This window comes from Cyclobacterium roseum, assembly GCF_010119225.1.
GTDB classification, from domain to species: domain Bacteria; phylum Bacteroidota; class Bacteroidia; order Cytophagales; family Cyclobacteriaceae; genus Cyclobacterium; species Cyclobacterium roseum.
Genome location: NZ_WNKF01000010.1, coordinates 127713 through 152982 on the forward strand (window position 1 = coordinate 127713; position 25270 = coordinate 152982).

16 protein-coding genes and 2 tRNA genes are annotated in these 25270 nt (G+C 44.2%); 6 read left to right on the forward strand and 12 right to left on the reverse strand.

Annotation, left to right across the window (positions count from 1 at the left end):
* Window position 1 precedes the first annotated feature (1 nt).
* Window positions 2-685, forward strand: coding sequence for an ABC transporter ATP-binding protein (locus tag GJQ68_RS15010; protein WP_162418085.1), 684 nt, complete (start codon window positions 2-4; stop codon window positions 683-685).
* 401 nt (window positions 686-1086) lie between these two features.
* Here GJQ68_RS15010 and GJQ68_RS15015 read toward each other — a convergent pair whose 3' ends face one another.
* On the reverse strand, window positions 1087-2418 hold the full coding sequence (locus GJQ68_RS15015) for an MATE family efflux transporter (RefSeq protein ID WP_162418087.1): 1332 nt from the start codon (window positions 2416-2418) through the stop codon (window positions 1087-1089).
* Window positions 2419-2518: 100 nt separating this feature from the next.
* A complete protein-coding gene (locus tag GJQ68_RS15020; protein ID WP_162418094.1) occupies window positions 2519-3973 on the reverse strand; it encodes a DUF294 nucleotidyltransferase-like domain-containing protein in 1455 nt (484 codons plus the stop codon).
* Window positions 3974-4227: 254 nt separating this feature from the next.
* On the opposite strand from GJQ68_RS15020, the gene GJQ68_RS15025 reads away from it, so the two are divergent.
* Window positions 4228-4301: transfer RNA gene (locus tag GJQ68_RS15025), tRNA-Arg, on the forward strand.
* A 264-nt stretch (window positions 4302-4565) separates the two neighbouring features.
* Window positions 4566-4638: transfer RNA gene (locus tag GJQ68_RS15030), tRNA-Lys, on the forward strand.
* 491 nt (window positions 4639-5129) lie between these two features.
* Here GJQ68_RS15030 and acnA read toward each other — a convergent pair.
* From acnA to GJQ68_RS15065, 7 genes are all read right to left on the reverse strand, one after another.
* Window positions 5130-7910, reverse strand: a complete 2781-nt coding sequence (acnA, locus tag GJQ68_RS15035; protein WP_162418096.1) for an aconitate hydratase AcnA — start codon at window positions 7908-7910, stop codon at window positions 5130-5132.
* A 133-nt stretch (window positions 7911-8043) separates the two neighbouring features.
* Window positions 8044-9018, reverse strand: coding sequence for an MlaD family protein (locus tag GJQ68_RS15040; RefSeq protein ID WP_162418098.1), 975 nt, complete (start codon window positions 9016-9018; stop codon window positions 8044-8046).
* Window positions 9015-9767 carry an ABC transporter ATP-binding protein gene (locus tag GJQ68_RS15045; RefSeq protein ID WP_162418099.1) on the reverse strand — a complete coding sequence of 251 codons (753 nt, stop codon included), beginning with the start codon at window positions 9765-9767 and terminating at the stop codon, window positions 9015-9017. The genes GJQ68_RS15040 and GJQ68_RS15045 overlap by 4 nt, the downstream gene beginning before the upstream one ends.
* Window position 9768: 1 nt before the next feature.
* Window positions 9769-10566, reverse strand: coding sequence for an MlaE family ABC transporter permease (locus GJQ68_RS15050; RefSeq protein ID WP_162418100.1), 798 nt, complete (start codon window positions 10564-10566; stop codon window positions 9769-9771).
* 55 nt (window positions 10567-10621) lie between these two features.
* Window positions 10622-11788 (reverse strand): response regulator, encoded by a 1167-nt coding sequence (locus tag GJQ68_RS23365; RefSeq protein ID WP_235941579.1) that lies wholly within the window; start codon window positions 11786-11788, stop codon window positions 10622-10624.
* A 57-nt stretch (window positions 11789-11845) separates the two neighbouring features.
* On the reverse strand, window positions 11846-14719 hold the full coding sequence (locus tag GJQ68_RS15060) for a PD-(D/E)XK nuclease family protein (protein ID WP_162418101.1): 2874 nt from the start codon (window positions 14717-14719) through the stop codon (window positions 11846-11848).
* A gap of 1 nt (window position 14720) precedes the next feature.
* Window positions 14721-17927, reverse strand: coding sequence for a UvrD-helicase domain-containing protein (locus GJQ68_RS15065; protein WP_162418102.1), 3207 nt, complete (start codon window positions 17925-17927; stop codon window positions 14721-14723).
* 154 nt (window positions 17928-18081) lie between these two features.
* On the opposite strand from GJQ68_RS15065, the gene GJQ68_RS15070 reads away from it, so the two are divergent.
* A complete protein-coding gene (locus GJQ68_RS15070; protein ID WP_162418103.1) occupies window positions 18082-18858 on the forward strand; it encodes a YdcF family protein in 777 nt (258 codons plus the stop codon).
* 30 nt (window positions 18859-18888) lie between these two features.
* Here GJQ68_RS15070 and GJQ68_RS15075 read toward each other — a convergent pair whose 3' ends face one another.
* From GJQ68_RS15075 to GJQ68_RS15085, 3 genes are all read right to left on the reverse strand, one after another.
* Complete coding sequence (locus GJQ68_RS15075; protein ID WP_162418104.1) at window positions 18889-19347, reverse strand: CBS domain-containing protein; 459 nt, start codon at window positions 19345-19347, stop codon at window positions 18889-18891.
* A 196-nt stretch (window positions 19348-19543) separates the two neighbouring features.
* Complete coding sequence (locus GJQ68_RS15080; RefSeq protein ID WP_162418105.1) at window positions 19544-20299, reverse strand: copper homeostasis protein CutC; 756 nt, start codon at window positions 20297-20299, stop codon at window positions 19544-19546.
* A gap of 6 nt (window positions 20300-20305) precedes the next feature.
* Window positions 20306-21292, reverse strand: coding sequence for an isoaspartyl peptidase/L-asparaginase family protein (locus GJQ68_RS15085; RefSeq protein ID WP_162418106.1), 987 nt, complete (start codon window positions 21290-21292; stop codon window positions 20306-20308).
* Between the two features lie 274 nt (window positions 21293-21566).
* Here GJQ68_RS15085 and GJQ68_RS15090 point away from each other — a divergent pair, with 274 nt between their 5' ends.
* Together GJQ68_RS15090 and GJQ68_RS15095 are read left to right on the forward strand one after the other, a co-directional pair.
* Window positions 21567-22811 carry an ROK family protein gene (locus GJQ68_RS15090; RefSeq protein WP_162418107.1) on the forward strand — a complete coding sequence of 415 codons (1245 nt, stop codon included), beginning with the start codon at window positions 21567-21569 and terminating at the stop codon, window positions 22809-22811.
* Window positions 22812-22837: 26 nt separating this feature from the next.
* The gene (locus GJQ68_RS15095) at window positions 22838-25165 is read left to right on the forward strand and encodes a PIG-L family deacetylase (protein ID WP_162418109.1); all 2328 of its coding nucleotides are present in this window, start codon (window positions 22838-22840) and stop codon (window positions 25163-25165) included.
* The last annotated feature ends 105 nt before the right edge of the window (window positions 25166-25270 follow it).

The following is a 25270-nucleotide window of genomic DNA, read 5'->3' on the forward strand; positions in this document are numbered from 1 at the left end:
AATGGACAACAGGACGGTATTGGAGGCACAGAATATTGATAAATTTTTCTACAGCCCGGTAAAAACCCAAGTACTCAAAAAAATTTCCTTTTCGATCAATCGCGGGGATTTTGTATCGGTTATGGGTAAATCTGGTTGTGGGAAATCGACGCTTCTTTACATTCTATCTACCATGGATACCAGTTACCAGGGAAAGCTATTGATAGACCAGGAAATGATTACCGACAAATCTTCCAGCTACCTTTCCCGCATCCGCAATGAGAAAATTGGATTCGTTTTTCAATTTCATTACTTACTCACCGAATTTTCAGTATTGGAAAATGTGATGGTACCCGGACTGAAATTAGGAAAATTGAACAGGGAGCAGCTCGAAGAAAAGGCCATGGAGAAGCTTCGGATTTTTGGAATGGAAGACCATGCTCTTAAAAAGGCCAACCAGCTTTCGGGTGGGCAAAAACAGCGTGTAGCCATAGCCAGGGCACTGATCAATGATCCGCTGATCATTATGGGGGATGAGCCCTCTGGAAATCTGGATAAAAAAAACAGCGATATTGTTTTTGGAATTTTTAAAGAATTGGCCACAGATTTCAATCAAACCCTACTTATCGTTACCCACGATCCGGATTTTGCGGAGAAAACCGATCGGACCATCGTGATGGAGGATGGACGCATCATTTCCCATTAACGCCAATGCTTTTTGATAAAAATCAGCCCTATCTGTGACATTTGTCATACAGAATGGGATGGTTTATACATACCTTGTTATTGAAATAAATACAGGTACAGCATTAAAGAATAGGCATAAAGCAAACTTCTGGCTCAACGTTCTTTCTGATTTTTTTTGAATCAGAAAATTGACCAGATTGGCGCAAGTGGCTTTACGATTGGGATGATGAACACCGAACCCTATCTGTAAAGGTTAAAAAAAATTAAAGTTGGTTAGGTCTAGTAAAAAGGCTCCGATCGTTTGATCGGGGCTTTTTTTTACCAGAATTTTTTATTTTTCAAATCGGTTTAACAGGGACCTCGTAAACCTTCCCCAAACATCCTAGGGAAGCCTTCTAATCTGACATGTGAGAAAGACCTCTATAAGGCGTTTGTTCCCTTTTTAAGGTAAAAATAGGATATGGCCGCAGCTCCGGTATCTGCCAGGGGAAAGGCATACCAAATCCCCTCTAGACCAAAAAACAGCGGCATGATTATTACTAGCGGAATCAGGAAAATCCCTTGCTTGCTCAATGCCAGTAACAACGCAGCTTTCGGTTTTCCTATGGCCTGAAAATAAGCGCTTCCGATCAAACTGAATGCAAGCAATGGGGTGGCCAGAAAAGATTTTCGCATGGCCGGGATACTCTCCATGATAAGTTTTTCATCTTCCGTAAATACCTGAACCAAAGAACTTGTAAAGGTCATTATCAGAACAAAGATAAGCAGTGCTATTAGACTAGAGGACCTCAGGGCAAGTCGGATCGTCTGGTGAACCCTATCGTTCAGTTTAGCCCCGTAATTGTACCCTGCTATGGGCACAAAGCCCTGTGTGATCCCCAGGACGGGGAAATTGGCAAACATCATTACCCGATTGATCACTCCGAAAACCGATAAGCCCATTTCTCCACCATATATAAAAAGCTCGTTATTCAAAACGATCGCCAATACGCTCACCGTTCCCTGCCGGGCAAGGGTCACTGCTCCTAATGCTGCAATTTCCCGGGCGATCTGGAAATCAGGTTTAAACCAGGCACTTTTCACTTTCATAATAGATTTTCCAAACATGAAAAACCACAAGGTGTAAGCAGCACTGGCAATGTAAGAGATTGTAGTAGCCCAGGCTGCGCCCCTCAATCCCATATCCAGCCAAACAATAAAAATGGGATCCAGAATAATATTGAAAACGGCCGGAACGATCAGGGTGTACATGGCCACTTTAGGGTAGCCTTCTGCCCGAATGACATTATTACTCATCATCGCCCAGGCCAAGAAAGGAATTCCAATTAAAATAATAGAAAAGTATTCTTTGGAGGGCTCCAATACAGCTCCTTTTCCTCCAAAAAGTTGTAAAATCTCATCCGAAAACAAAAAACCCAAGCCCACAAAAAGCAGGGCCAGGGTCAAGGTCATTCCTATTTGATTTCCAAAGGTGGAAAAAGCCCTGACATCATCGCCATCCCCAAAAGCCCTGGAAATCACCGATGCTCCTCCTACCCCGATGGACATGCCTATACTTGAAATCAAAAACGTAATCGGCAAGACAACCGTAATGGTAGCAATACCAAGTGACCCTACAAAACGGCCGACAAAAATAGTGTCCACAATTCCGTATATGGATAAAACCAATATACCAACTGCCGCCGGAACCGCTTGCTGTAGTAATAATTTACCAACAGGTGCCTTACCAAAAGAATGGTTATTTTTTTCCATAGGAATTGGATTTCCTGAAAACAAGGAATTCCTGAAAATGAATTATCCCGGCAAAGTACCGATTTTATCCCAATGGATAAACTTCAATTATACAAAGTAACTAAAAAGTTTTGGTGAACTGAATTTTAACTTTTATTTGAAGATCTCGGATTACTTTAAAGATTTCCTTGATAGTTACTGCTTGAACCTTGGTCAAAGTTGCTATTTTTATGTAATTCAATGGATCTTTATTTTCCCGGATTACGGCTATGGCCTGCTTTTCCAACCGCAATCCCATCAGGTAATAATACCCCTGATATAGTTCCTCGGATTCTTTTTTGGTAAAGACTCCTTTTTCTGTTAACAACTTCAACCTTTTTCCCGTATTGGTTTCAAATACCCGGTTTGCCAGTGCGTACAGGCGAATGGTATCTACCATCGGTGTCATGGCCTTTTTGATATCAAAAACCTGTTCTTTATCTATTTTGAAGGTTCGAATGTTTCGAAACCAAGTTAGCTGAGTATCGTATTGCAAGGCATTTTGCGCCATATTGTAAAAAAAACGTTCCAGTGGATGTTGTAATTGCTCGTCCATAAAGTCCTTTAAACCTTTCAGCAGTGAAAAATCACCATAAATGGGTCGACAATCAAAAAAAGTCCCATAACTCATTACTGTTTCCATGCTGGATTCCTGAAACCAACTGGCGTAATTGGATTTCCAGTGGGAAAGTGAGTGAGTCCATTTGGGATTACTGGCCATAAACCCTCCCTTGCAATAATTAAAACCGATAAAGTCTAAATCCTCCGAAACGCCCTTGGCAAAATCTAAAAAAAATGTCCGTACCAATTCCCTTTGCTCATTGGCTTTGTCCTCATAAATGATGGCGTTATCCTGATCTGTCTTTAATGTTTGTTCTTTCCGTCCCTCACTTCCCAAGACAAAAAAAACAAACCTTGCCGGGGGAGTGCCTTTCTCTTTAATTGCCTGTTCGATGACACGTAACGCAATCGAATCAGCAATGGCTGAAATAATCTGATTGATGATTTCAGCCCGTACTCCCCGCTGAATTAATTGATCAACAATCCGAGGCACTTGTTTCCATTTTTCTCTTAGTTCTTCCCTGCCCACAGCCAATTTGACAGACTGGATAAAAATAAATGGTGATTGGGACTGTACGGTCAATATTTTATTCCGGCTAGTTACCCCAATGTAGGCTCCGCCCTCCTTGACTAGCAAGTACCTGGTTTTCGTGCGAAACATGAGTAGCAACGCCTCATATACCAACGTGTCCTTGGAAATGGCCACTAGTGCGGGATCCATGATTTCCCTAACAGAGCTCTCAGGAGAAACCCCAGATGCCACAACGTTGTCTCGCAGCGTAATGTCAGTAATTACTCCGTAAATCATCTCTTTACTATCTCCCACAAAAAGGCAACTTGACTTTTCATCGCGCATTATCCGGGCTGCTTTCGAGACCGGAGTGTGGGGTAAACATAACAGGATTTCCTTTAACGGTATTTCTCCGATAGTTTTGACATAAAAGTCATCAATAGGTGTCAATGGCTCCTCAGACATGAAAACTCTTTTTTTGCAAAGATGATCAATACACCCGAGTAAAAGAAAAGTAATTGTGAATTTGAGTTTGTAATTAAAAAAAACCGCCTTACATTTGCACAAGCTTTTGAAAAAGCACTCCGAAACAGGCTGAAAAGCCTGTTTCTATTTATTGGTCCTGTAGCTCAATTGGAAAGTGCATCCCGACTTTTGGGTCCGGAAGGTTTCAGGTTTACGAGGGCATAAACTGAAATTAAAGAAATCAATAACACAGAGGTCCTGTAGCTCAACTGGATAGAGCAACTGCCTTCTAAGCAGTAGGTTTCAGGTTCGAGTCCTGACAGGATCACATAATTTCGATTCAATAGCTCAATTGGGTAGAGCATCCCGACTTTAAGTCGGGAAGGTTTCAGGTTCGAGTCCTGACAGGATCACATAATTTCGATTCAATAGCTCAATTGGGTAGAGCATCCCGACTTTAAGTCGGGAAGGTTTCAGGTTCGAGTCCTGACAGGATCACATAATTTCGATTCAATAGCTCAATTGGGTAGAGCATCCCGACTTTAAGTCGGGAAGGTTTCAGGTTCGAGTCCTGACAGGATCACATCGTTTGGATTCCGTAGCTCAGCTGGTAGAGCAATACACTTTTAATGTATGGGTCCTGGGTTCGAGCCCCAGCGGGATCACAATTTGTAGAAAACTTGTTCTTCGGAGCAAGTTTTTATTTTTTACGCGCGTTTTTGGGGCGAGAAGTTTATCCCGATGCCGACTCCAGGAGGCAATCGGGAAGCCCCAGCGGGATCACAATTTGTAGAAAACTTGTTCTTCGGAGCAAGTTTTTATTTTTTACGCGCGTTTTTGGGGCGAGAAGTTTATCCCGATGCCGACTCCAGGAGGCAATCGGGAAGCCCCAGCGGGAGGACAAGCCGTTAAGGAAATGTCCAGTGAACATTTTTAGGCTTGGGCCAGGGTGCAGGGTGGGTCTGTAATTACTTTAATCTTGTTCTTTGGGACACGTTTTTCTTTTTTAACCACGTATTGGTGGGCGAGAAGTTTATCCCGAAGCAGGGCTGGAACCGATTTAAATTAAATCTTGATTTTTGAAGCAGGATTGAATGGACCAAAAAAAAGCAGCTGCACAAAAATACAGCTGCTTTAACGAATTAGGCATGATTGCCTACGATTTCAGGAATTGTCTTAGGACATAATGAAGGATTCCTCCGTTTTTATAATATTCGACCTCAATGGCAGAGTCTAATCGGGCGATCACGTCAAAATTGACCACACTTCCATCGTCCTTTTTTGCTTTTGCATTCAGGACTTTTAAGGGACTCAGACCGTCGGCGATACCTACAATAGAGATTTCTTCTTTACCCGTCAGGCCGAGGGATCCAGAGGACTCCCCTTTGGCAAACTGCATGGGCAATACTCCCATTCCAACGAGATTAGACCGATGTATTCTTTCGTAACTTTCGGCAATAACGCCCTTAATTCCCAACAGCGTCGTGCCTTTTGCTGCCCAGTCTCTGGAAGAACCGCTGCCGTACTCTTTACCGGCCAGCACCAGCAACGGAACGTTGTCCTTTTGATATTGTTGGGAAGCATCGTATACGGTCATCTCTTCACCAGAAGGCATGTGCAAGGTATGTCCGCCTTCTTTTGTAACAAGTTGATTTTTGATCCTTACGTTGGCAAAGGTACCCCTGACCATCACTTCGTCATTCCCTCTTCTGGAGCCATAAGAGTTAAACATGGTTTGCTCCACTCCTTTTCCTATCAGGTATTTACCAGCAGGTGAAGTCGGAGAAAAAGAACCCGCAGGGGAAATATGGTCCGTGGTAATGGAGTCTCCTAATTTGAGCAGTACCCTGCCCCCCAAAATATCATCGGCCTCATGAACTTCCTCCGAGATTCCTTGGAAAAAAGGAGCTTCCTTGATATAGGTGGATTTATCTGACCACTGGTACACTTTGTCTTTTGGTGCTTGAAGCGTTCTCCACTGTTCATTTCCCTCAAATATTTCCCCGTAATTCTTTTTGTAATCATTGGGAGACAGCACCCTATTTGACACTTCAAAGATTTCTTCGTTGGAAGGCCAAATATCTTTCAGGTAAACAGGTTCCAGGTTGGGGTCATAACCCAACGGTTCGTTGTTCAAATCCACATCCACCCGACCGGCAAGGGCATAGGCCACAACCAGCATGGGGGACATCAGGTAATTCATTTTCACCTGAGGATGAACCCTGGCTTCAAAATTCCGGTTTCCCGAGAGCACCGATGCAACGACCAGATCATTTTCTTCCACAGCTTTGGCAATATGAGCAGGCAAAGGGCCCGAATTCCCAATACAACTGGTGCAACCATAGCCTACCACATGAAATCGCAGGGCTTCCAGATCATCTAATAACTCCGAGTGTTCCAGGTAATCCGTGACTACCTTGGAACCGGGAGCCAATGAAGTCTTTACCCACGGCTTCACATCCAGGCCTCTCTCCCGTGCTTTTCTGGCTACCAGGCCTGCGCCAATCATCACGCTGGGATTGGAAGTGTTGGTACAGGAAGTAATGGCAGCAATGACAACCGACCCATCATGGAGGGCAAATTTTTCGTTGTTCAATTCGACCACAACGGTCTTCAACCCATTTTTAACTTCCGTTTCGATTTCCACCTGCTTTTCTGCTGGCGATTCCGCACCTTCTACCGGCTGATTTCCGCCGCCTTCACCGAACCACCTTCCTACATCGCGTTTGTCTATAGGAATGTAATCTCTTCCATGTATTTCTTTTAACAAAGAGCCGAATTTATCTTTAAATTCTCTCACGAGGATTTTATCCTGTGGCCTTTTTGGTCCGGAGACGGTTGGCTCTACCGAGCTGAGATCAAGTTCCACCACTGTAGAATAATTGATATCATCTTCATTGGCACGCCAAAGCATATTGGCCTTGGTGTAGTCTCTTACCAATTGAATCTGCTCTTCCGTTCGGTTAGTCCGGGACATATAGTCCAATGTTCGGTCATCTATCGGAAAATAAGTCACCGTGCAACCAAATTCAGGAGACATGTTGGCAATGGTAGCGCGATCAGGAACGGATAAACCGTCTAGCCCCGGACCAAATACTTCCACAAATTTGCCGACCACCCCTTGCTTTCTTAGCAATTCGGTAATGGTAAGCACCATGTCCGTGGCAGTAGTCCCTAAAGGAAGGGCACCGGTAAGCCGAAGTCCGACTACTTCCGGCATGATAAAATAAATGGGTTGGCCTAGAAGGGCGGCTTCGGCCTCAATTCCGCCTACTCCCCATCCGACTACCCCAATTCCGTTGACCATTGGCGTATGTGAATCGGTTCCAACCAGTGTGTCTGGAAAAACATTCCCATCCCTGGAAATAACCCCCTGAGCGAGGTATTCCAGATTGACCTGGTGGCAAATGCCCATCCCGGGAGGAACTACGGAAAAATTATTAAAAGATTTCTGAGCCCACTTTAAAAATTCATACCGCTCTCCGTTACGCTCGTACTCCACGTCAACGTTCCTTTTGTATGAATAATTGGTGCCGAAAAAATCCACCTGTACGGAGTGATCTACTACCAGATCTACCGGGATTAGTGGATTAATTTTTTCGGGGTCTTTCCCTTTTCTTACCGCCTCGGCCCTCAGGGAGGCAATATCTACGACTGCAGGTACCCCCGTAAAATCCTGCATCAACACCCGCGCCGGTTTGTAGGGGATATCCTTATCAGAGACTTCCGGTTTCCAATTAAGCAGGGTTTCTATATTTTCTCTGGTGATGGCGAAATCATCAAAATTTCGCAAAGCATTTTCCAAAAGAATCCGGATGGAAAAGGGTAATTTATTGATTGCGTATCCTTGATTCTGTAGGGCCTCCAGACTCCAATAAGTCAGATCCCCTTGAGAAGATTTTAATTTCTTTTTTATTTGATACGGATCATAAGCCATGAGTTGTGTTGGTTTAATGAAAAAAAGGATTTAAATGGTGTAATGGATTCGATTTTCCACTGCCTCTAATATACGTTTTTTTATCAAATTTCAAAGGAAAACCGATACACTTCTAATTACTATTTTGACAGCTTTACTCGGGTTTATTTTGAGCTTTGTCTCTTTTCCGGAACGCCCCCCGAAACAGCCAATGGTACCGCATGGCTTCTAGCGTTTCGTTTAGACGGACCGTTCCGGTATCTAGATTCACCATGGTATTTTTGAGATAAGACGCAAATTCCTCGTCATTAAGCAGCATTCCTACGGCATTATCGGTTTGATTCAGGTTTTCGCTAACTTCTTTGAAACTTTCAGCGGCACTATTTACTTCTTCACCAGTCGCTTCCAGCCCTTGAATGGTAGTTCTCAGACTTTCAAAAATAATCGTATCATTTACCAGCTCGTCAATAAGCCCTCCTTTTTGATTAAGGCCCGCGGAAAAAGTGGCAAGTTCTGAAGTCATTCGGGTACTGTTTGCTGCCGCTCGCTGCAAATTGCTCATCATCAACTTAAAATCTTTCACTAACATGCTATCGGTAAGAACGGCTCCTACGATTCCTTCTCCGTTGGCAATTTTTCCGGTTAACACCTTCAAATCTTCGGTAATGGATACCAAATTATTATTATTTACCTGTAAGGTCTCCATCATTCTGTCGGTGTCCAATGGCATGACCGCTGTCAGCCGGTCTCCTTCCTCAATAGCTGGCCCCTGCCCTGCTCCTCCATAAATAACGATGATTTTATTTCCTATAAGACCATCGGAACTGATCGTCGCTTTGGAATTCTTCTTGATATAATCTACGGCTGAAGCCTCAATATTCATTTCAATTTCCACCTGAGATTCCCCAAAGAAATTGATTTTCTTAACGGTGCCGATTTTAACACCAGAAAACCAAACGTTATTCCCGGTTTGGAGTCCACCAACGTCATCAAAAACAGCAAACACCCGAATACTTTTCACAAAGGCTTTTTGCTGCGCTCCTAATGTGAGTATACCGGTAACCAAAATGATGATACCTATCAGCACAAAAATGCCAACAGTAACTGATTTTTTATTGTCATTTCTCATTGCTTAATGAAATTATAGTCATAAAATGATTTAATTCTGCCGTCCTCGGCATTTTCGAATACTTCTTCAAATTTTCCACTGGCACCAAAAGTACCATCCAATAAAACGGCCACGCGATCACCGGTTACTTTGGCACAGGTAAGATCATGAGTGATAATGATGGAAGTAGTCTTGTATTTTTCATTCACCTGATTGATCAAATTATTGATATCCATGCAAGTAATGGGATCCAAACCTGCGGTGGGCTCGTCATACAACATGATTTCGGGCTGAAGAATGAGTGTTCGGGCAATCCCAATTCTTTTGCGCTGTCCACCCGAAAGTTCAGAAGGCATTTGATTAATGGTTTGTAATAACCCCACACTGTCCAGAACCTCCTCCACCATTTTATCCTTTTCCCGTTTACTCAGGTTCTTTACATTTCGTACCAGGGGAAACTCCAGGTTTTCCCTGACCGTCATGCTATCGTAAAGGGCACTGGCCTGAAATGAAAAGCCGATTTTTAGCCGCAATTCATTGAGCTGCTTGGAATTCAGGTCTTTGACTTCCTGCCCTAACACCTTCACAGATCCTTCATCCTGAGTCAGCAGTCCTACCATGATTTTTATCAAGACAGACTTACCACTACCTGATTTACCTAATACTACCAGGTTCTCACCTCGGAACAAATCCAGATCCACTCCTCTGAGGACGTGCAGGTCATCAAATGATTTTACCAGGTTCCTTGCCTGTACTACCGATTCTATCATGTTACAGTTGTCTAAAGAAATTAGTTACTTGCAAGGAGAGTAACTCCTCTATGAAAATTAAAAACATGGCCATTACCACAGCGGAATTGGCTGCCTTACCCACTCCTTCCGTACCTTTGGTGGAATTATACCCCTTATAACAACCAACGATTCCAATGGTAAACCCGAAAATAACCGACTTTACTAAAGAAGACGTGATATCCAGAAAAGATAAGGCATCAAATACCTGTACAAAAAACGTGCTTAAACTTGTCATTTCATTTGCATGAACATTAACAAAGGCTCCCAACAGGGCCACAAAATCCGTGTAAAGCACCAATACGGGAATCATAAACGTACTGGCTAGAACTCGCGATACCACCAGAAATTTAAACGGATTGGTGGCGGACACTTCCATGGCATCAATTTGTTCTGTGACCTTCATGGATCCGATTTCTGCACCAATACTGGACCCCACCTTTCCGGCGGCAATCAGGGCAGTGACCAAGGGACCCATGGCCCGGATGACGGCAATGGAAATTAAGGCGGGTAGCCAGGAGGTGGCTCCAAATTCGGCCAGAGAGGGCCTGGATTGATTGGTAAATACTACTCCAACGATGAACCCCGTTAGGGAAATCAACGGCAGGGAATTGTAGCCTATTTGATAGCATTGCCTGATTACTTCCTTGAATTCGTAAGGGGGAAACCAAACTTCTTTGAAAAACCTTTTGACGAAAAGGTAAGCACTCTCCAGCCCCATAAAAAACCGATCGATACGCTTACTGATTACCTTGTCTTTTTTTGTGGACTCTCCCGACATGTTCTGAGGGTTTAATTTAGAATTGCAATTTGACAACAAAATTCAACCAATACTTCTAATTGGCCAAAAATTCCGCAATATTTTCATCTTTTAGCGGTTTTATCAAAAAACCACTTACCTGATGGTAAGCTTTACTCTTTTGCAAGTCATCAGGATCCAGAGATGAGGTAAGCATTTTTACATCCATTTCGATTCCTTTTTCCTCCATCAACTTCAAAAAATACCAGCCATCCATCTCCGGCATATTGATGTCCAGCAAAAGCACATCTGCTCTATTTTCTTCCAACCAATCCAAGGCTTTGTATGGGTTTTCAAAGAACACAAGCTTAAGCTCTTCGTTTACTTTGAGCAAGATCCTTTTGTTGATCATGTGTTGCACCTTATCATCATCTACAAATACGATCGTTTGCTCTTTCTGCTCCACTTTTTTTGTGTTTCGGTCCTTTTCCATCAATAGTTTGTTCATGTTTTGAATCTCAGAATCCAGACGCTCGGCAGCTTCTTTTAACATCCCGAGGGCTTCACCCGATATTCCCTTTTCCCCTACCTGGATCAATCCTAGTATGTTGGTCAAATGTGACCTTATCGTATGAGAGTTCATAAACGAATACTCTCTGAGTTGCTCATTTTGCTGTTGCAGGGATTCAGATAATTTCCGGATCTGATCCAGTGAACGATGCACCTCCGAACGATCCAACACCATCACCAAGACCATTTTCTCCTTCTTCCTGTTACTAAATGGGATACCAAAAAGATCTACATACCTGGGTTCGTATAGCTTGTCGATCATGACAATGTTACTGAAAACACAATTTTCTCCCCCAAGTACCTTATTTCCGATTCTGCTGTTAAAAAATTGAAACTTAAAACTCTCAAATGGATCGGATCGTTCCTTAATCGCGTAGATGGCTTCGGCTACCTCATTAGACATTTCCAATCTTCGGTTATCCAATGAAAAAACCCAAACACAATTCGGGAGTTTATTGAAAATCTGATGGGACATTCCCCCGTAATTCCCTATGTCCCTGGCATTAATTTGCTTATAAGTAAATGAAATGACAATCAATGCCACGCTGGAAATAAAACCATATAGCTGTAGGAAATGCCAGGCATTTTCCTGAAAGGAAATCCAATCCAAACCCTTGACCAGATACGGCGATACAAACAATGCCAATCCGCCAGTTAATCCAATTATCCAAACAGAATGAATGGTTGGTTTCATCTTCAACATCAAAGCGCTAAAGGTAATCAATTTCATCAAAAATCTAAAGTGAGACACCTATCTGGAACAGATTTCCGAAAAAGGACAAAGCCTGCATTTCTCCAAATCATCCGTTTGGTCGAAATCTTGGCCAGGATTTATTATTTCTTCCAGAATCCGGGTAAGTTCTCCCACAAAATCTTCCCTGTAATCTGCAAAATCATTTACTTCTTGCCTTTTTCCCGGACCCAGCACCTCTCGCAAATAGGGTGAGAAATCTTCTTTAAATACGTCCCGCAAACTAAATAATGCCGGTTTCAAAGGTGATTTATTTTCCGGATGCCTGGCCTCATAAAGCAACCCGTAAAATAAGGTTTGCATCGCTGCCCTGTTTCTGGATTTATCTTCCCTGTCAAACAAACCAGGGATTCCCTTAAAATCTTTCTTATCATTTCCAGATTTGTAATCAATGAGCCGAATGGTCGTTCCAACCCGATCCACCCGGTCTATAATACCTGATAAGGACACCCTCCTGACACCCGACCGGGTAGTAACCGGTAATTGGGTAGCATATTTTTTGTTTCCTTCCAGGGAAATAATTTCAAATGGAGTCGTGAGGCGGTCTTGTTCCAACACGCCTGCCAGGTACTTTTGCAACACGTCTCGGGCGATGGTCAGTTGACCAGTTAATTTCAATGTTGCATCTTCATCCAGAAAATATTGTGCACGAATGGCCTTTTCCACCGCAGGACTGATGTAATCCATCAACCCGTCGATATCTGAGGCCTCCACCCAATTCCTGCCTTTTCTGGCTATGAATCCTGCATACAAATTTTCCAGAGACTGGTGAACCAAATTACCAAAAATAGCAGGATCAACGGCTTCCTGCACCTCATCCGGTACTTCCACAGCGGCGATATAGGTTAGAAAAAATTTAAGACGACAGTCCAGATACATATTTATCGCAGAAGGTGAAAATGAGGTGGCCGTTTGGCCTTCTCCGGGACTGTCCGTGTACCGCTCCAATACCCGCAGGATGGAAGGAGATTTTTGAATCTGAATGGGCTTGGCTTGCGTGAGGTTTACGGGAACATGCACCAGGGTATCGTCTTTCTGTATCCCACTGTGTTCCATTTCAATCTGCAACTGGTGAATGTACCGACTCTTTTCTCCCACCTGTCCCTGGGATCCGGCAGTGGAATAAATAAGGTGCACCTCCTCCGCACGGTGCAGTAGACGGTAGAAGGTGTAGGCATAAATGGCATCGTTCTGCTCTTGCACGGGCATGCCAAAAGCCTGACGTAAATTAAAGGGGACGAGTGAATCCATGGATTTGGATGGTGGAAAACTTCCCTCATTCATAGAGCAGATAATCACCCGCTTAAAATCAAGATTACGGGTTTCCAAAACCCCCATCAGTTGAAGCCCTTCCAATGGCTCTCCCTGAAATGGCAACCTACTCTCCGCAAATACCTGCCTGAAAAGCCTGGTAAAAAAGCCCACGCTGACCGCTTCCTTTATCTCTTGATCAAAAACCGCTTTCAGCCTGTTCATTTGCTTGAAACATTGGTAAAGATACGTTCGCTCCATGCTTTTCTCTTCCAACGGAGCCGCTAATGCCCGGATGAGCTCCAAAAGGTAATCCATAATGGTCTCCGCTGTATATAACTGAAAAACCAGTGCAAACACTTCCCCTCCTTCCCGAAGTTTCCCGGCAGGAAAATAGATGGCATTGGTGCGCAGCAATTCGTCATGAACCTGCTTCGAGAATTCAGGAGCCATTTCGGTTAAAAACACATTGCTCAGAAGATCCTTGACTGGTTTGTGGTAAAACAGCAGCTCCCCGTCCTCCATTTTCGCATAGCGCTGCAATTCCAAAACAGCTTCCAGAAATGTATAAACCGGTGTTTGCCGGACCGGATAGCCCATGGTTACATTGACCCGATTGATCTTTTCCGGTAAGACGTTTAATAAGGGAAATAACAATTGCTCTTCCGGTAAAATCACTACTGTTTCCTCCCAGTTTTCCTCGCCTTTTACCTGTTCCAGCAACCCAGCCACCAAATTTGCCTGATTGATTTTCAGGGGCACGTTGTAGGTTTTAATCATTGCTTTGTGCTGCTGCAGGAAATTTGGAATTCGCTCCGGAAAGGTAGGTCCCAGGATGGGATCCTTTTGGTAGCTCCTGAAAAAGAGTCCGGCCTCCTGCTCCGGTTGATTCAGGTAGTAGGTGTCCAGATCCCAAAAAATTTCGGCCCCAAAATGGTTGACCAAATGCTTAATCAATCTTTCTTCCGTGGTCGTGAATGCATTAAACCCTACGAAGACCAATTGCTCCTCTATTGGTTTTAACGTTTCCAATCCTGTCGCCACGTCACGGTATATTTTACCACCATAAGCCATTCCCAAGCTCTCTATAGCAGCATTAAACCCCGTATAGAGCGGATAAAGGATGTCCCAGAATTTTAAAAATTTCTCCTGATGAGCACGATCCCTTCCTTCGAACGAAGCCCAAAATTCCCGGATCAACTTCACCTGTTCGGGACTCAGGAAACTCCAATCGCTCTCGAGTACTTTCTGTTCTTTCAGGTTAGTGAATAACTTTTCAGGATTTACCAAAAACTGGTCCAGGTCATTGAAATCCTTGAGAATCATTTCCCCCCAGAAAAAAAACCTGTCAAAACTTTCCTCTCTTTCCGTTAACGCCTGATAAACACGATACAATTCATATATCAAGGTTAATTTATCGGCCGGTTTTTTTTCTGCGAACTGGTAAAACAGATCCTCAATGGTGATCACTTCCGGCATCCAGAGCGGTTTATCTGCCATCTGACTCAGGTACTTGACAAAAAACAGGCCAGCCCGTCGGTTGGGTAAAATCACTTTTACCCCCTTTAGGTCTCCTTTTGATTGCAAAAGCGTCTTTGCTGTTTCTTTTAAAAAACTATCCATCTTAACTGATCCTGATTATTGATCCGGTTTCTAAGTAACAGAGAAAGCCCGTAACAGCCTTATCTTTTTCAATCTGCCGGATAAGTTCCATATACCCCCGTACCTGATCCCTGTGTGATGGGCTCTCCTTTCCGGTTTTGAAGTCAACAACTTCCACGGTGCCTTTTTTGAATACCAGCCGGTCGGGCCTTTTACTTCCTCCTCCCGGCATCAAAATACCCTGCTCCGTTAAAATCCGATAGCCGTCATCAAACCAGCTATTGAATTCAGGGACCTCACATAGGGTTTTAAATTGCTTCTCCAGGAGTACCATTTCCTCCTTATTAATTGCCCCTTCAAAATACAGTGCCTCTAGTTCCAGGACAAAGTCCTTTCTGGTACTGGACTTTTCAATAAGGGTATGAACCAATCTGCCGAAATCGCGTTTGGCAATCATCCCCGTCTCGTCAAAATCCCCAAACACCTGCCGAACCTGTAGGCTGTCTCTCCAGGGGCGGTATTTCCAGGCCATGATTTCCTGCCGGTCAATGGCCGGTTTGACCCCGGAATCCCAAGTTGGCCAGCTTCCCAGGTCCAGGATACGCGTTTTGGAATCAAAGTGGGCTTTCAGATTCAATTCTCCCTCTGCAACCTGTTGGTTTAGGGCAAAAAACAACAGATCGTCTACTCTTCCAATACCATTTCTTTTTTCGGGTTCCTTGAAGGGCACCAGACCCCAGATAACCTCCTCTGCCCGGGTAAATGCTACGTATAGCATATTCAGGGTATCCAAATGGCTCAGCAAACTTTCCTCCCTGTAGGCAGGTGCAAAAGCGGAATTTAACAATTCTTTCCTAACGGTAAGCGGCATGATTACCGGAGGTACTGCCTCATCTCCACTGTATGGGGCCCACACAATTGGGTCTTTTGCCGTATCAAAGACCTTCCAATCCAAAAAAGGTAACAAAACAACTTTAAACTGTAAGCCCTTGGACTTATGAATCGTTAAGATTCGGATGGCATCGTGGGTATCGGGAAGCTTTACGGTGCGTTTATGCCCCTGTTGCTCCCACCATACTAGAAAACTCGCCAGGTCGGCCCTGTTTTTACCCACAAAATCATATACCGATTCCTTTAATCCTGATAAATAGGCCCGCTCGGCAAGTTCTCCGTTCAACCCTAAAAGCTCCACCAATGCCTCCAACAAATCCATCAACGGAAGTTTTCTTAGCTGGTGGATCCGTTCAAAAAATATCTTTTCCAATCCGGAATGTGGCTGCGGCAAGGTTCCGTGAAGAAAAAATTCCTGCCCTAAGAGCAGGTTTTTGGCTCTTGCCCACTGCACCCAAAGATTTTTTCCGGACAAGCCATCGTCGGGATTGCCCACCAGTTTTAAAGCCGCCAACAGGCACCTTACTACTGCTGATTTATGTAAAAACAGGGCTTCGTCCGAAATGACCTCATATCGTTTTTCCTGTCCTGGAATTTCATAGGCCATAAAGGCATCGGCGATGTTCGCTGCCTGGTCGTTTTTTCGGACCAGAATGGCAATGTCCTTTTGCCGGTATCCTTTTGACATCAATTCATCCACCATGGCCGGAAGTGCCTCCAATGCCGCATCGGAATAATTTTGGGGTTTCTCCGGCTCCAAAAATTCCAATCGGACTTTTCCTGGCTGTCCTTTTGATTCCTGTTTTAAAGAAACTTTCTGATTGATTTCGGCATAGGCCGTGGAAATCAATTCCCCCTCATCTGAACCCAGTTCCTTTGTTAATGACATCGCTACTAACCGGGACAGTGTTGAAAACAAGGAATTATTAAAAAGTACCACCTGAGGCAAACTTCTGTAATTGGTGTCCAGATTTTTAACTTCCAGCCCAAAATGCCGTGTTTCACTTTCGACCTGGTCCATTAACAAACGCATTTCACCTCCCCTCCATCGGTAAATGGACTGCTTCACGTCTCCCACCACTAAATTAGTCTTTCCCATTGAGAGTGAGTTGAGAAGCAGGGGGCGAAAGCTCTCCCATTGAAAGCCTGAGGTATCCTGAAACTCATCCAACAAAAAATGACGAAAGCGATTTCCCACTTTCTCGTAAATAAAAGGAGCCTCGTTTTCAGCCGTAATGGAGCGGAGAAAATCATTTGCTTCGGAAATAAGCAGCATGTTTTCTTCTTCTTTTAACCCTTCCAACTCCTCCAGCAAATACCCGAATAGCCCAAATACGTACAGGTTTTTTGTCATGGCATCGAGCGTATTCCATGTTTTTAGCAGGGGTTCAAATCTGGAAAATAATTCCCCCAAACCTTCGTGAAACGCGGCTTCAATGGCCGATTTCTTTTTACTCGTTTTGGTATACCAATCCTCGGGATTCTTACTAAATATTTTCTGGAGATCGGTGAGTTCGGGTATGGGGGATTCCGGATTACCCAGTTGATCGATTTTCTTGACAAAGGACCTGCTCCCCCCCTTGAAATCCTCCCATTCCAATTCTAGATTTTTTCGGATCTGATGCGCCTCTGCTTTCATTTCTTCCGCCTGACGAATCACCAGTTGTTTTTGCTGATACAGATGGGAAATCAACGATTTCAGATTATCCGGTTCCTCCAGGAAATTCCGTATCTCTTTTTGTACCTTTTTAAAATCCTCCTGGAATACTTTCTTGCCGAGATCCTGAATGGACTTTTTGGTATTCCAGGAATTGCCTTTCTGAATTTCATGAATGGAAAAGTCCACCAGCCAGCGATGCAAATCCGGTTCATCAACCACCCGCATCAGCAGCCGGTCCACAATTCGTTCCATAATGCTCTCCTGGTCCAACTCAACATCGTACTTGGCTTGGAGGTCTATCTCCCTGGCAAACGCACGAATCACACGTTGAAAAAAGCTGTCGATCGTACTGACTGAAAAGGAGCCGTAATCATGAAGAATAGCCGTCAGCGCCATGGCCGCACGTTGGGACAATTCCGAGGGCTTCAGATCCCATCTTCCCATCAAGTCACGATCCATGGGCTGGGTTTCGTCCGCCTTATTCTTTATTCGTTTGAGCTCCTGAATGATCCGCTCCTTCATTTCCTGAGTCGCCTTGTTGGTAAACGTCACGGCAAGTATCTGACGAAAGGCCAATGGATTTTCCAGTGCCAATTTTAGATAGGCAGTCGTCAGCGTATACGTCTTTCCCGATCCTGCTGAGGATTTATAAATGTGAAAAGGAGTCTGTGATGCCATAAAAAAACCAAATTACGCAGGTGAAGCTGCAATATTTGATTGCAGTCAATTGAGAGGTTGAAGTTAAAAAGAAAAATAGCCTGCCGAAGCTATTTTTTGGATATTTTTGTCCCAGACCGGTAACAGACAAATTTCTACTTAACCATTTTCGAATATGTTTTTTTATTTTTCCCAGCTATTTAGTTTTCTAATTATGCCCTTCACCATTTGCCTGGCGACCTTGGTGATAGGGTTCTTTTTTATCCACAGAAAATTTGGGAAACGTCTTATTTTCGGAGCCATGGTATTGTTCCTCTTTTTTTCGAACAGTTATATTTCCAATCGCCTCATGCACGCCTGGGAGCCAGCACCGAGGGAACTGGAAACGTTGCCCGTTTATGAGATCGGAATCGTACTCACCGGAATCACGAACATCGACAAACTACCCAAAGACCGGACCTATTTCAACAAAGGGGCCGACCGGGTTACCCACGCCCTCCAATTATATAAAATGGGGAAATTAAAAAAAATACTGATCTCAGGTGGATTAGGATTCGATCCCATTCACCCTAAAAGCGAGGCGGAATCCCTGGCCGAATTTTTGGTGTGGGCAGGGGTGAAAAAATCAGATCTTATTTTGGAAACAAAGGCTGTCAACACGAGGGAAAATGCCCTTTTTACACGGCAAGTTCTGGACCAAGCTGGGTTTTTACCAATGGCGGAAGCCAACCTTTTATTGATTACTTCCGCTTTTCATATGAAACGCGCAAAGGCCTGTTTTCAAAAAACAGGCCTTTATCCGGATACGTTCCCGGTAGACTATTACGCATCGGAGCCGCGGCTTTCCTTACAATCCGTTTTTCAACCCAGTGTCCAATCTATTTTCACCTGGCACAGACTTGTAAAGGAATGGGTAGGTATTGTCGTTTATAAATTAGCTGGTTATACCTAGTTGGATTTTCCGGACAGGTAAAGAGGTGAACTACCAGGTAGAAGCCTTCAATTTAGGCATGGCCCGAACCACATCACTGACACTTATCTGTCCAATCAGATTACCATCTCTGACGACTGGAAACCGTCGGATCTTTAAGGTCAGAAACCGATCCGCAGCGTCGAAAATAGTGATATCCGGAGGCATGGTAATGACATCTCTGGTCATGTGCTCTTCTACCGCAGCAGGAAATTTAGGTGTATTGGTATACTGGCCTTTGATAATCTCTTTCAGACAATCTCCTTCCGAAATAATTCCTACCAGCTTACCTGCCTCATCCACAACGGGAGCACCTGAAATCCGCTTCCTTGTCAGCACTCTGATCACATGGTCTATGGTATCTTCGGGATGGAATGTGACCAGATTGGTGGACATGAAGTCACTTACCAAAATGGGCTGATTACTTGGTTTGATAGGGGCTTCCCGAACCCCCTGAAAACTTTTTACCATATCGTTATAGGATTTATTGAACGAATAATATACCCAAATATCATGGCTTTCACAAATTTTAAGAATAATTAACTTCTGAGACTCAACACAAATTTGGTTCTGAAAGCAGGTTTTTTTGAGTAGAAATCACCAATAGCCCAGGGAAAAAGGGGATCTACTTTTGTCGGCGGTTCCCCACCAAAAAGGTGAGAATAAATTACCCCAGATTATCCAAGGTTTTTCGAAAAGACCGAACCAGCTCCGGATCTACTGTCAATACCTTTCCTTCGGTTTGATCAAGCATGGAAAGGCGAACCTCGCTTTTTTGTTGGGCTCCCTCTGAGGACCGGAAATACTTGCAGGAACGGTGTACTTCCCGAAGAAAACCCGTCTGATTGAAGGATACCAGGTCTTTGCCAGTTAAGCCACCGCCCGGAAGGACGGTAATCCGGTTGGCTGCTTGTGTCAAAACACCCAACAAAGCGGATGTCCCCTCTGAGACACTGTTTTTGCCGCCCGAGGTAAGGATCCGCTTAAACCCAAGGTTCACAATCGTTTCCAGTGCAGCAAATTGATCCGGCACTTTATCAAATGCACGGTGAAAGGTGCATGGTTTTTCCCGAGCTACTTCCAGTAGCTTTCTGCAAGCTTCAGTATCGACTTTTCCGCTTGGCCGAAGAGCGCCAAAAACAAAGCCATCTGCCCCGATATTTCCAAGGATTTCAATATCCTCCTGCATGGCTTCCAGCTCCTGGGGAGCATACATAAAATCACCTCCTCTCGGCCGGATCATCACAAAAACCGGAATGGGAACCTGTCTTTTGATAACCTTCAGCAAACCAGCGCTCGGGGTGGTTCCCCCTTCTCCGTAATCAGCGCATAATTCCAGGCGGTCCACTCCGTTGGCAGCAGCCAAAATCGCTGCTTCATGGGTATAAACTGGCGCTTCAAAAAGGATCCTATTTTTAGTCATGCCTATTTATTTGAACCAACTTCCGGAATCAATTAATTTCCTGCCATTTTGGTGGTGCTGGGCAAAGTTGAAGCCCGGACGTATGGCATGAGCACCAAAACTTCCTTCCTTATTCATGGCCAAAAAGCCAATCTGAGTATTGTCCAGATCCTTACTTTTGGCCACCGCCCTTTTTACCGCCTCTTCACAGGCTTCCTGAGGAGTTCTCCCCTGTCGCATCAACTCCACAATCAAAAATGCCCCACAAATGCGGATCACTTCCTCGCCCAACCCAGTGGCGGTGGCCGCTCCTACCGTATCATCGACAAATAAGCCTGCTCCTATGATCGGACTATCTCCTACTCTTCCGTGCATTTTATAAGCCAATCCGCTAGTGGTACAAGATCCCGCCATGGAGCCGTCTTTATCCAGCCCGATCATACCAATGGTATCGTGATTTTCAATGTTAATAATGGGTTGGTATTTGGCCTTTTCCTTCCAGCGGTTATAGGCTTCCTCTGCTTTGGGACTCAGCGTTTCCGCTTCCATTGGCATTCCCTCAGATTTAGCGAACTGCCGGGCACCTTCGCCCACAATCATTACGTGAGGCGTCTTTTCCATTACCTTCCTTGCAAGGGAAATTGGGTGTTTTACTTGCCTCACAAAGGCCACTGCGCCACACGACCCATCTCCTTTCATGATCGAAGCGTCCAGGGTGACAATGCCTTCGCGATCCGGTAAGCCCTGCAGTCCGACGGATAGATTACTCAAATCGTTCTCCGTTACCATTACCCCCTGCTCGACTGCATCCAGAATGGTCCCTCCACTCCCGAGTACTTCCCAGGCTTTGTCATTAGCTGGCATCCCGTGATTCCAGGTAGACAATACCTGCGGTTTGTATTGCAAAGGAGCACTCCCTGAGCTGGCGAAAGGGGTTTTTGGATATCCCGTCAGGGGTAGACCTGCAATGGTGGAGAGTACCGATAATTTAATAAATTTTCTTCTTCCTTCCATGGTGTTTTTGGTGAGTTGAAGTGATAAGGTTAAAGTTTAGAACAAACATGATAAAATATTTTCAAAAAATAGCTTGGCTTTATATATTTTTATAAATAACTTAATTTCTACGTAGGTAGAATATGATTCATATTGGTGTAAGTTTCCAGGGTTTCCAAACAAATTAGATCTCATTCTATTTGGTTGCCAATACTACTTAAAAGATACTGTTTTTTTGAATTAAGTTTTGCTTATTAAATAAAAATTTTTATTAACTTGCATTAAAATTCGCAATATGAATTTAATAGACCCAAACATAGTATTGGAAGAAAAAGAGGGTGTGGTTGAGATAAAAAACTACATCAATAAACTGAGGATAGTAAAAGAACTATACACCTTGGGAAACAATACGGCCAGCAATATTTGCCAGCTCGTAGGGATTAGTTTACCTACCGTAAACCTTTTGCTGACGGATCTGCTGGAAGAAAACATCGTTATTAAGGAGGGACGTGGACAGTCTCAGGGCGGTAGAAAGCCGGATCTTTACGGGCTTGCACCGGATTCATTTTATATTTTGGGCATGGATCTAAGCCGCTATGGGGCAAAAGCGGCACTATACAATACCAAAAATGAGAAGGTTACCAAGATAAAGACGGTTAAACTTCCCTTGAACAACGAGGCAACAACGCTGGACAGCATCCACGAATTTGCCATGGACGTCATTCAGTCTTCCGGGATTTCGGATGAAAAAGTCATTGCGGTGGGCATCAGCATGCCTGGTTTGGTAGACAGCGTTGCCGGGATAAACCATACCTACTTAAAATCAGGAAAAAAAACCCTGAAAGAGCAATTGGAAGCCAAATTTGAGCGAAAGGTTTTTATAGAAAATGATGCACGGGCTAAAACCCTCGCCGAGTTTAAATTCGGGAATAAAAGCACCCATAAAAATGTATTGGGAATATTTGTAGATTGGGGTATAGGTCTTGGAATCATTATCGATGAAAAACTGTACCGAGGGTACTCAGGCTTTGCCGGAGAGTTTAGTCATTCTCCGCTATTTGACTCCAAGGAAATAAGCTGTAGCTGTGGCAAGAGGGGATGTTTGGAATCGGTGGCATCCGGAGGGGCTGTCGTGCGACTCGCCCGGGAGGCGATTGCATTGGATAAAGACTCCATACTTGCCCGGATGTCCGAAGGAAAGGAAGATAACCTCGAACCCTCCATCGTCGTGGAAGCGGCCATGGCTGGGGACCAGCGTGCCATCAGCATTTTATCCGATGTAGGGCTGGATTTGGGGCGGGGAATTGCCATTCTCATACAGCTAATCAATCCCGAGCTCATTATATTAGGTGGGGCCATTGCCGAAGCCAATCAGTACATCACCACCCCCATCCAACAGGCATTGAACATTTACAGCATGGCCAAATTAAGGGAAAAGACATCCATTGAACTATCCCGGCTCGGCAAGGAAGTAGGACTTCGTGGAGCTATTGCCATCGTAAACGAGCACATCTTTGAAGACACGATCAATTCTCACTAGATAAACAACAATAAAGATAAAGGCATATGTTAGCAAATTACCCACTTTCAAAGACTGAAGAGGCGTTTTTTAAGGATTCTGAAACAGAAACCATCACTACCAAAATTCCCTACCTCACCGTCGATAATTTCCCAAAACTGGGATTACTTACTGCCTGTAGGTTTTTAGAATGGGTTTCTACCAACCCGGACGGCGTAATCAGTTTACCCACCGGTAAGACACCGGAGTATTTTATCAAATGGACCCAATTTTTACTGGAGAATTGGGAAAAGAAAAAGGGATTGGAAATCCGGGAAAAATACGGGTTAAAAGAGTGTAAGAAACCGGTGTTGAAGGATTTGCAATTTGTACAAATTGATGAGTTTTACCCCATTTCCTCCCAGCAGAAAAACAGTTTCTACCACTACGTAAACAAGTTTTACATTGAAGGATTTGGACTGGATCCTAAAAAAGCGCTGCTTATCAACTCCGATGAAATCCCATTGGCGGAGGGGAAATCCTATCGGGAAATCTTCCCGGATTCCAAGGTAGATTTATCACTGCGTTTCCGGGAATACACCACGCCCCTGGAAAAATTACAGCAGGAATCCATTTACCTTATCGACCAGTGGTGCGGCGAATACGAAGCGAAAATACGGGAAAAGGGTGGCATTGGTTTTTTTGTAGGCGGAATAGGTCCTGACGGACACATTGCCTTTAATACCAGAGGTTCTGATATATTTTCAACGACACGCCTCACCGAGACCAATTTTGAAACCCAGGCAGTAGCCGCAGGCGATTTGGGCGGAATTGAGATATCTGCCAATAGGCTGGTGATTACCATCGGCCTGGACACGATTGTACACAATCCCGAGGCGGTGGCCATTATCATTGCGGCAGGAGAGGCTAAAGCGCCCATCGTGAAGCAATCCCTGGAAAGATCCATGACCAACGTCTACCCGGCAACGGTCCTGCAAAAACTTAAAAACGGAAGGTTCTACATGACCAAAGGAGCCGCTTCCAAGCTTACGGACAGTATCGACCAGTATTACTTTACCGGAAATTGGAATAACACCAAAACGGAAAGAGCTGTTTTGGACCTTTGTAAAAGGCTACAAAAATACGGGCATAGAATTACCCTGGAGGACCTGAAAAACGATAAATACACAAGTCAGATTCCTGACCTGAATGAGAATACCGTTAAAGAGGTCATTAAAAGTATCAGTGCGAAGATTGACAAGGGAATGGAAGAAGAGAAAAATGAAGTTTTTCTCCACACAGGTCCACACCACGATGATATTTCGCTGGGAATACTCCCCCAAATCACCAAACAACTCCATGAAAACAGCAATCAGGCACATTTTGCCGTTTTAACATCCGGGTTTACTGCAGTGACCAACACCTTTGTCATCGAGACCCTGAAAAGCACCAAGAAATTTCTGGATGAAGGGCGCATCCAAATGGTGAAATTTGATGACTTTTACGAATCCGGGTACAAGCTTAAAATGGATAAGGATGTATACCATTACCTGACTAACGTCGCCTCCGAAAATGCCGAAGAGCGGTTGCGGGGATTATGTCACCGGGTAGTACGCGCCATTGTTTTCACCTTCGGTATTAAAACCACCATGCAGCTGCGGGATCAGATCAATGAGATCATTACCGTGCTAAAAAACTCCTACGACGGAGAAAAGAATCCGAAAAACATCCAGACATTGAAAGGAATGATCCGGGAATTTGAGGAAGAATTGGTCTGGGCACATTTTGGGGTACAGGTCAAAAATGTTCATCACCTGAGGCTCGGTTTTTATACTGGAGATATTTTTACCGAACAACCGGACAAAAAACGAGATGTGGAACCCATATTGAACATGTTGCGGGATATAAAGCCCACCAAATTGAGCCTTACACTGGACCCGGAAGGAAGTGGGCCCGACACGCATTACAAGGTATTGCAGGCAACTGCCGAGGCCGTCAGGCAATGGAGTCTTGAAGAGGATTTATCCGATTTCAAAATCGTTGGCTACCGCAACGTCTGGTTTAAGTTTGATGCTGCAGAATCAAACGTAATCGTTCCCGTTTCATTGGGAGACATGTCTGTTATGGAAGATTCTTTCGCCAATTGCTATTTAAGCCAGGTGAATGCCTCCTTTCCAAGCTATGCTCACAATGGAAAATTCAGTACCCTGGCAAGAAGGACCTGGGTAAATCAATTGAGTGACGTGCAGTTATTGCTCGGTAAAAATTACTTCTACCAACACCAAACGGCAAAAGTCCGCTCCAGTCACGGCTTGATATTTTTCAGGGAAATGGACGTGGAATCATTTTTGATGGAGGCAAGGGAACTGGAGAAATCCACGGAAGGAATGTTATAAGCGTTTTGTAATAAAACGAACCATCCGCAGGTTAGGAAGTAACCTTGCGGATGGTTTCCCTTTTTTGATCAAACTGCTTGTTTCAGGATTGGGTCAGTTCAGGTA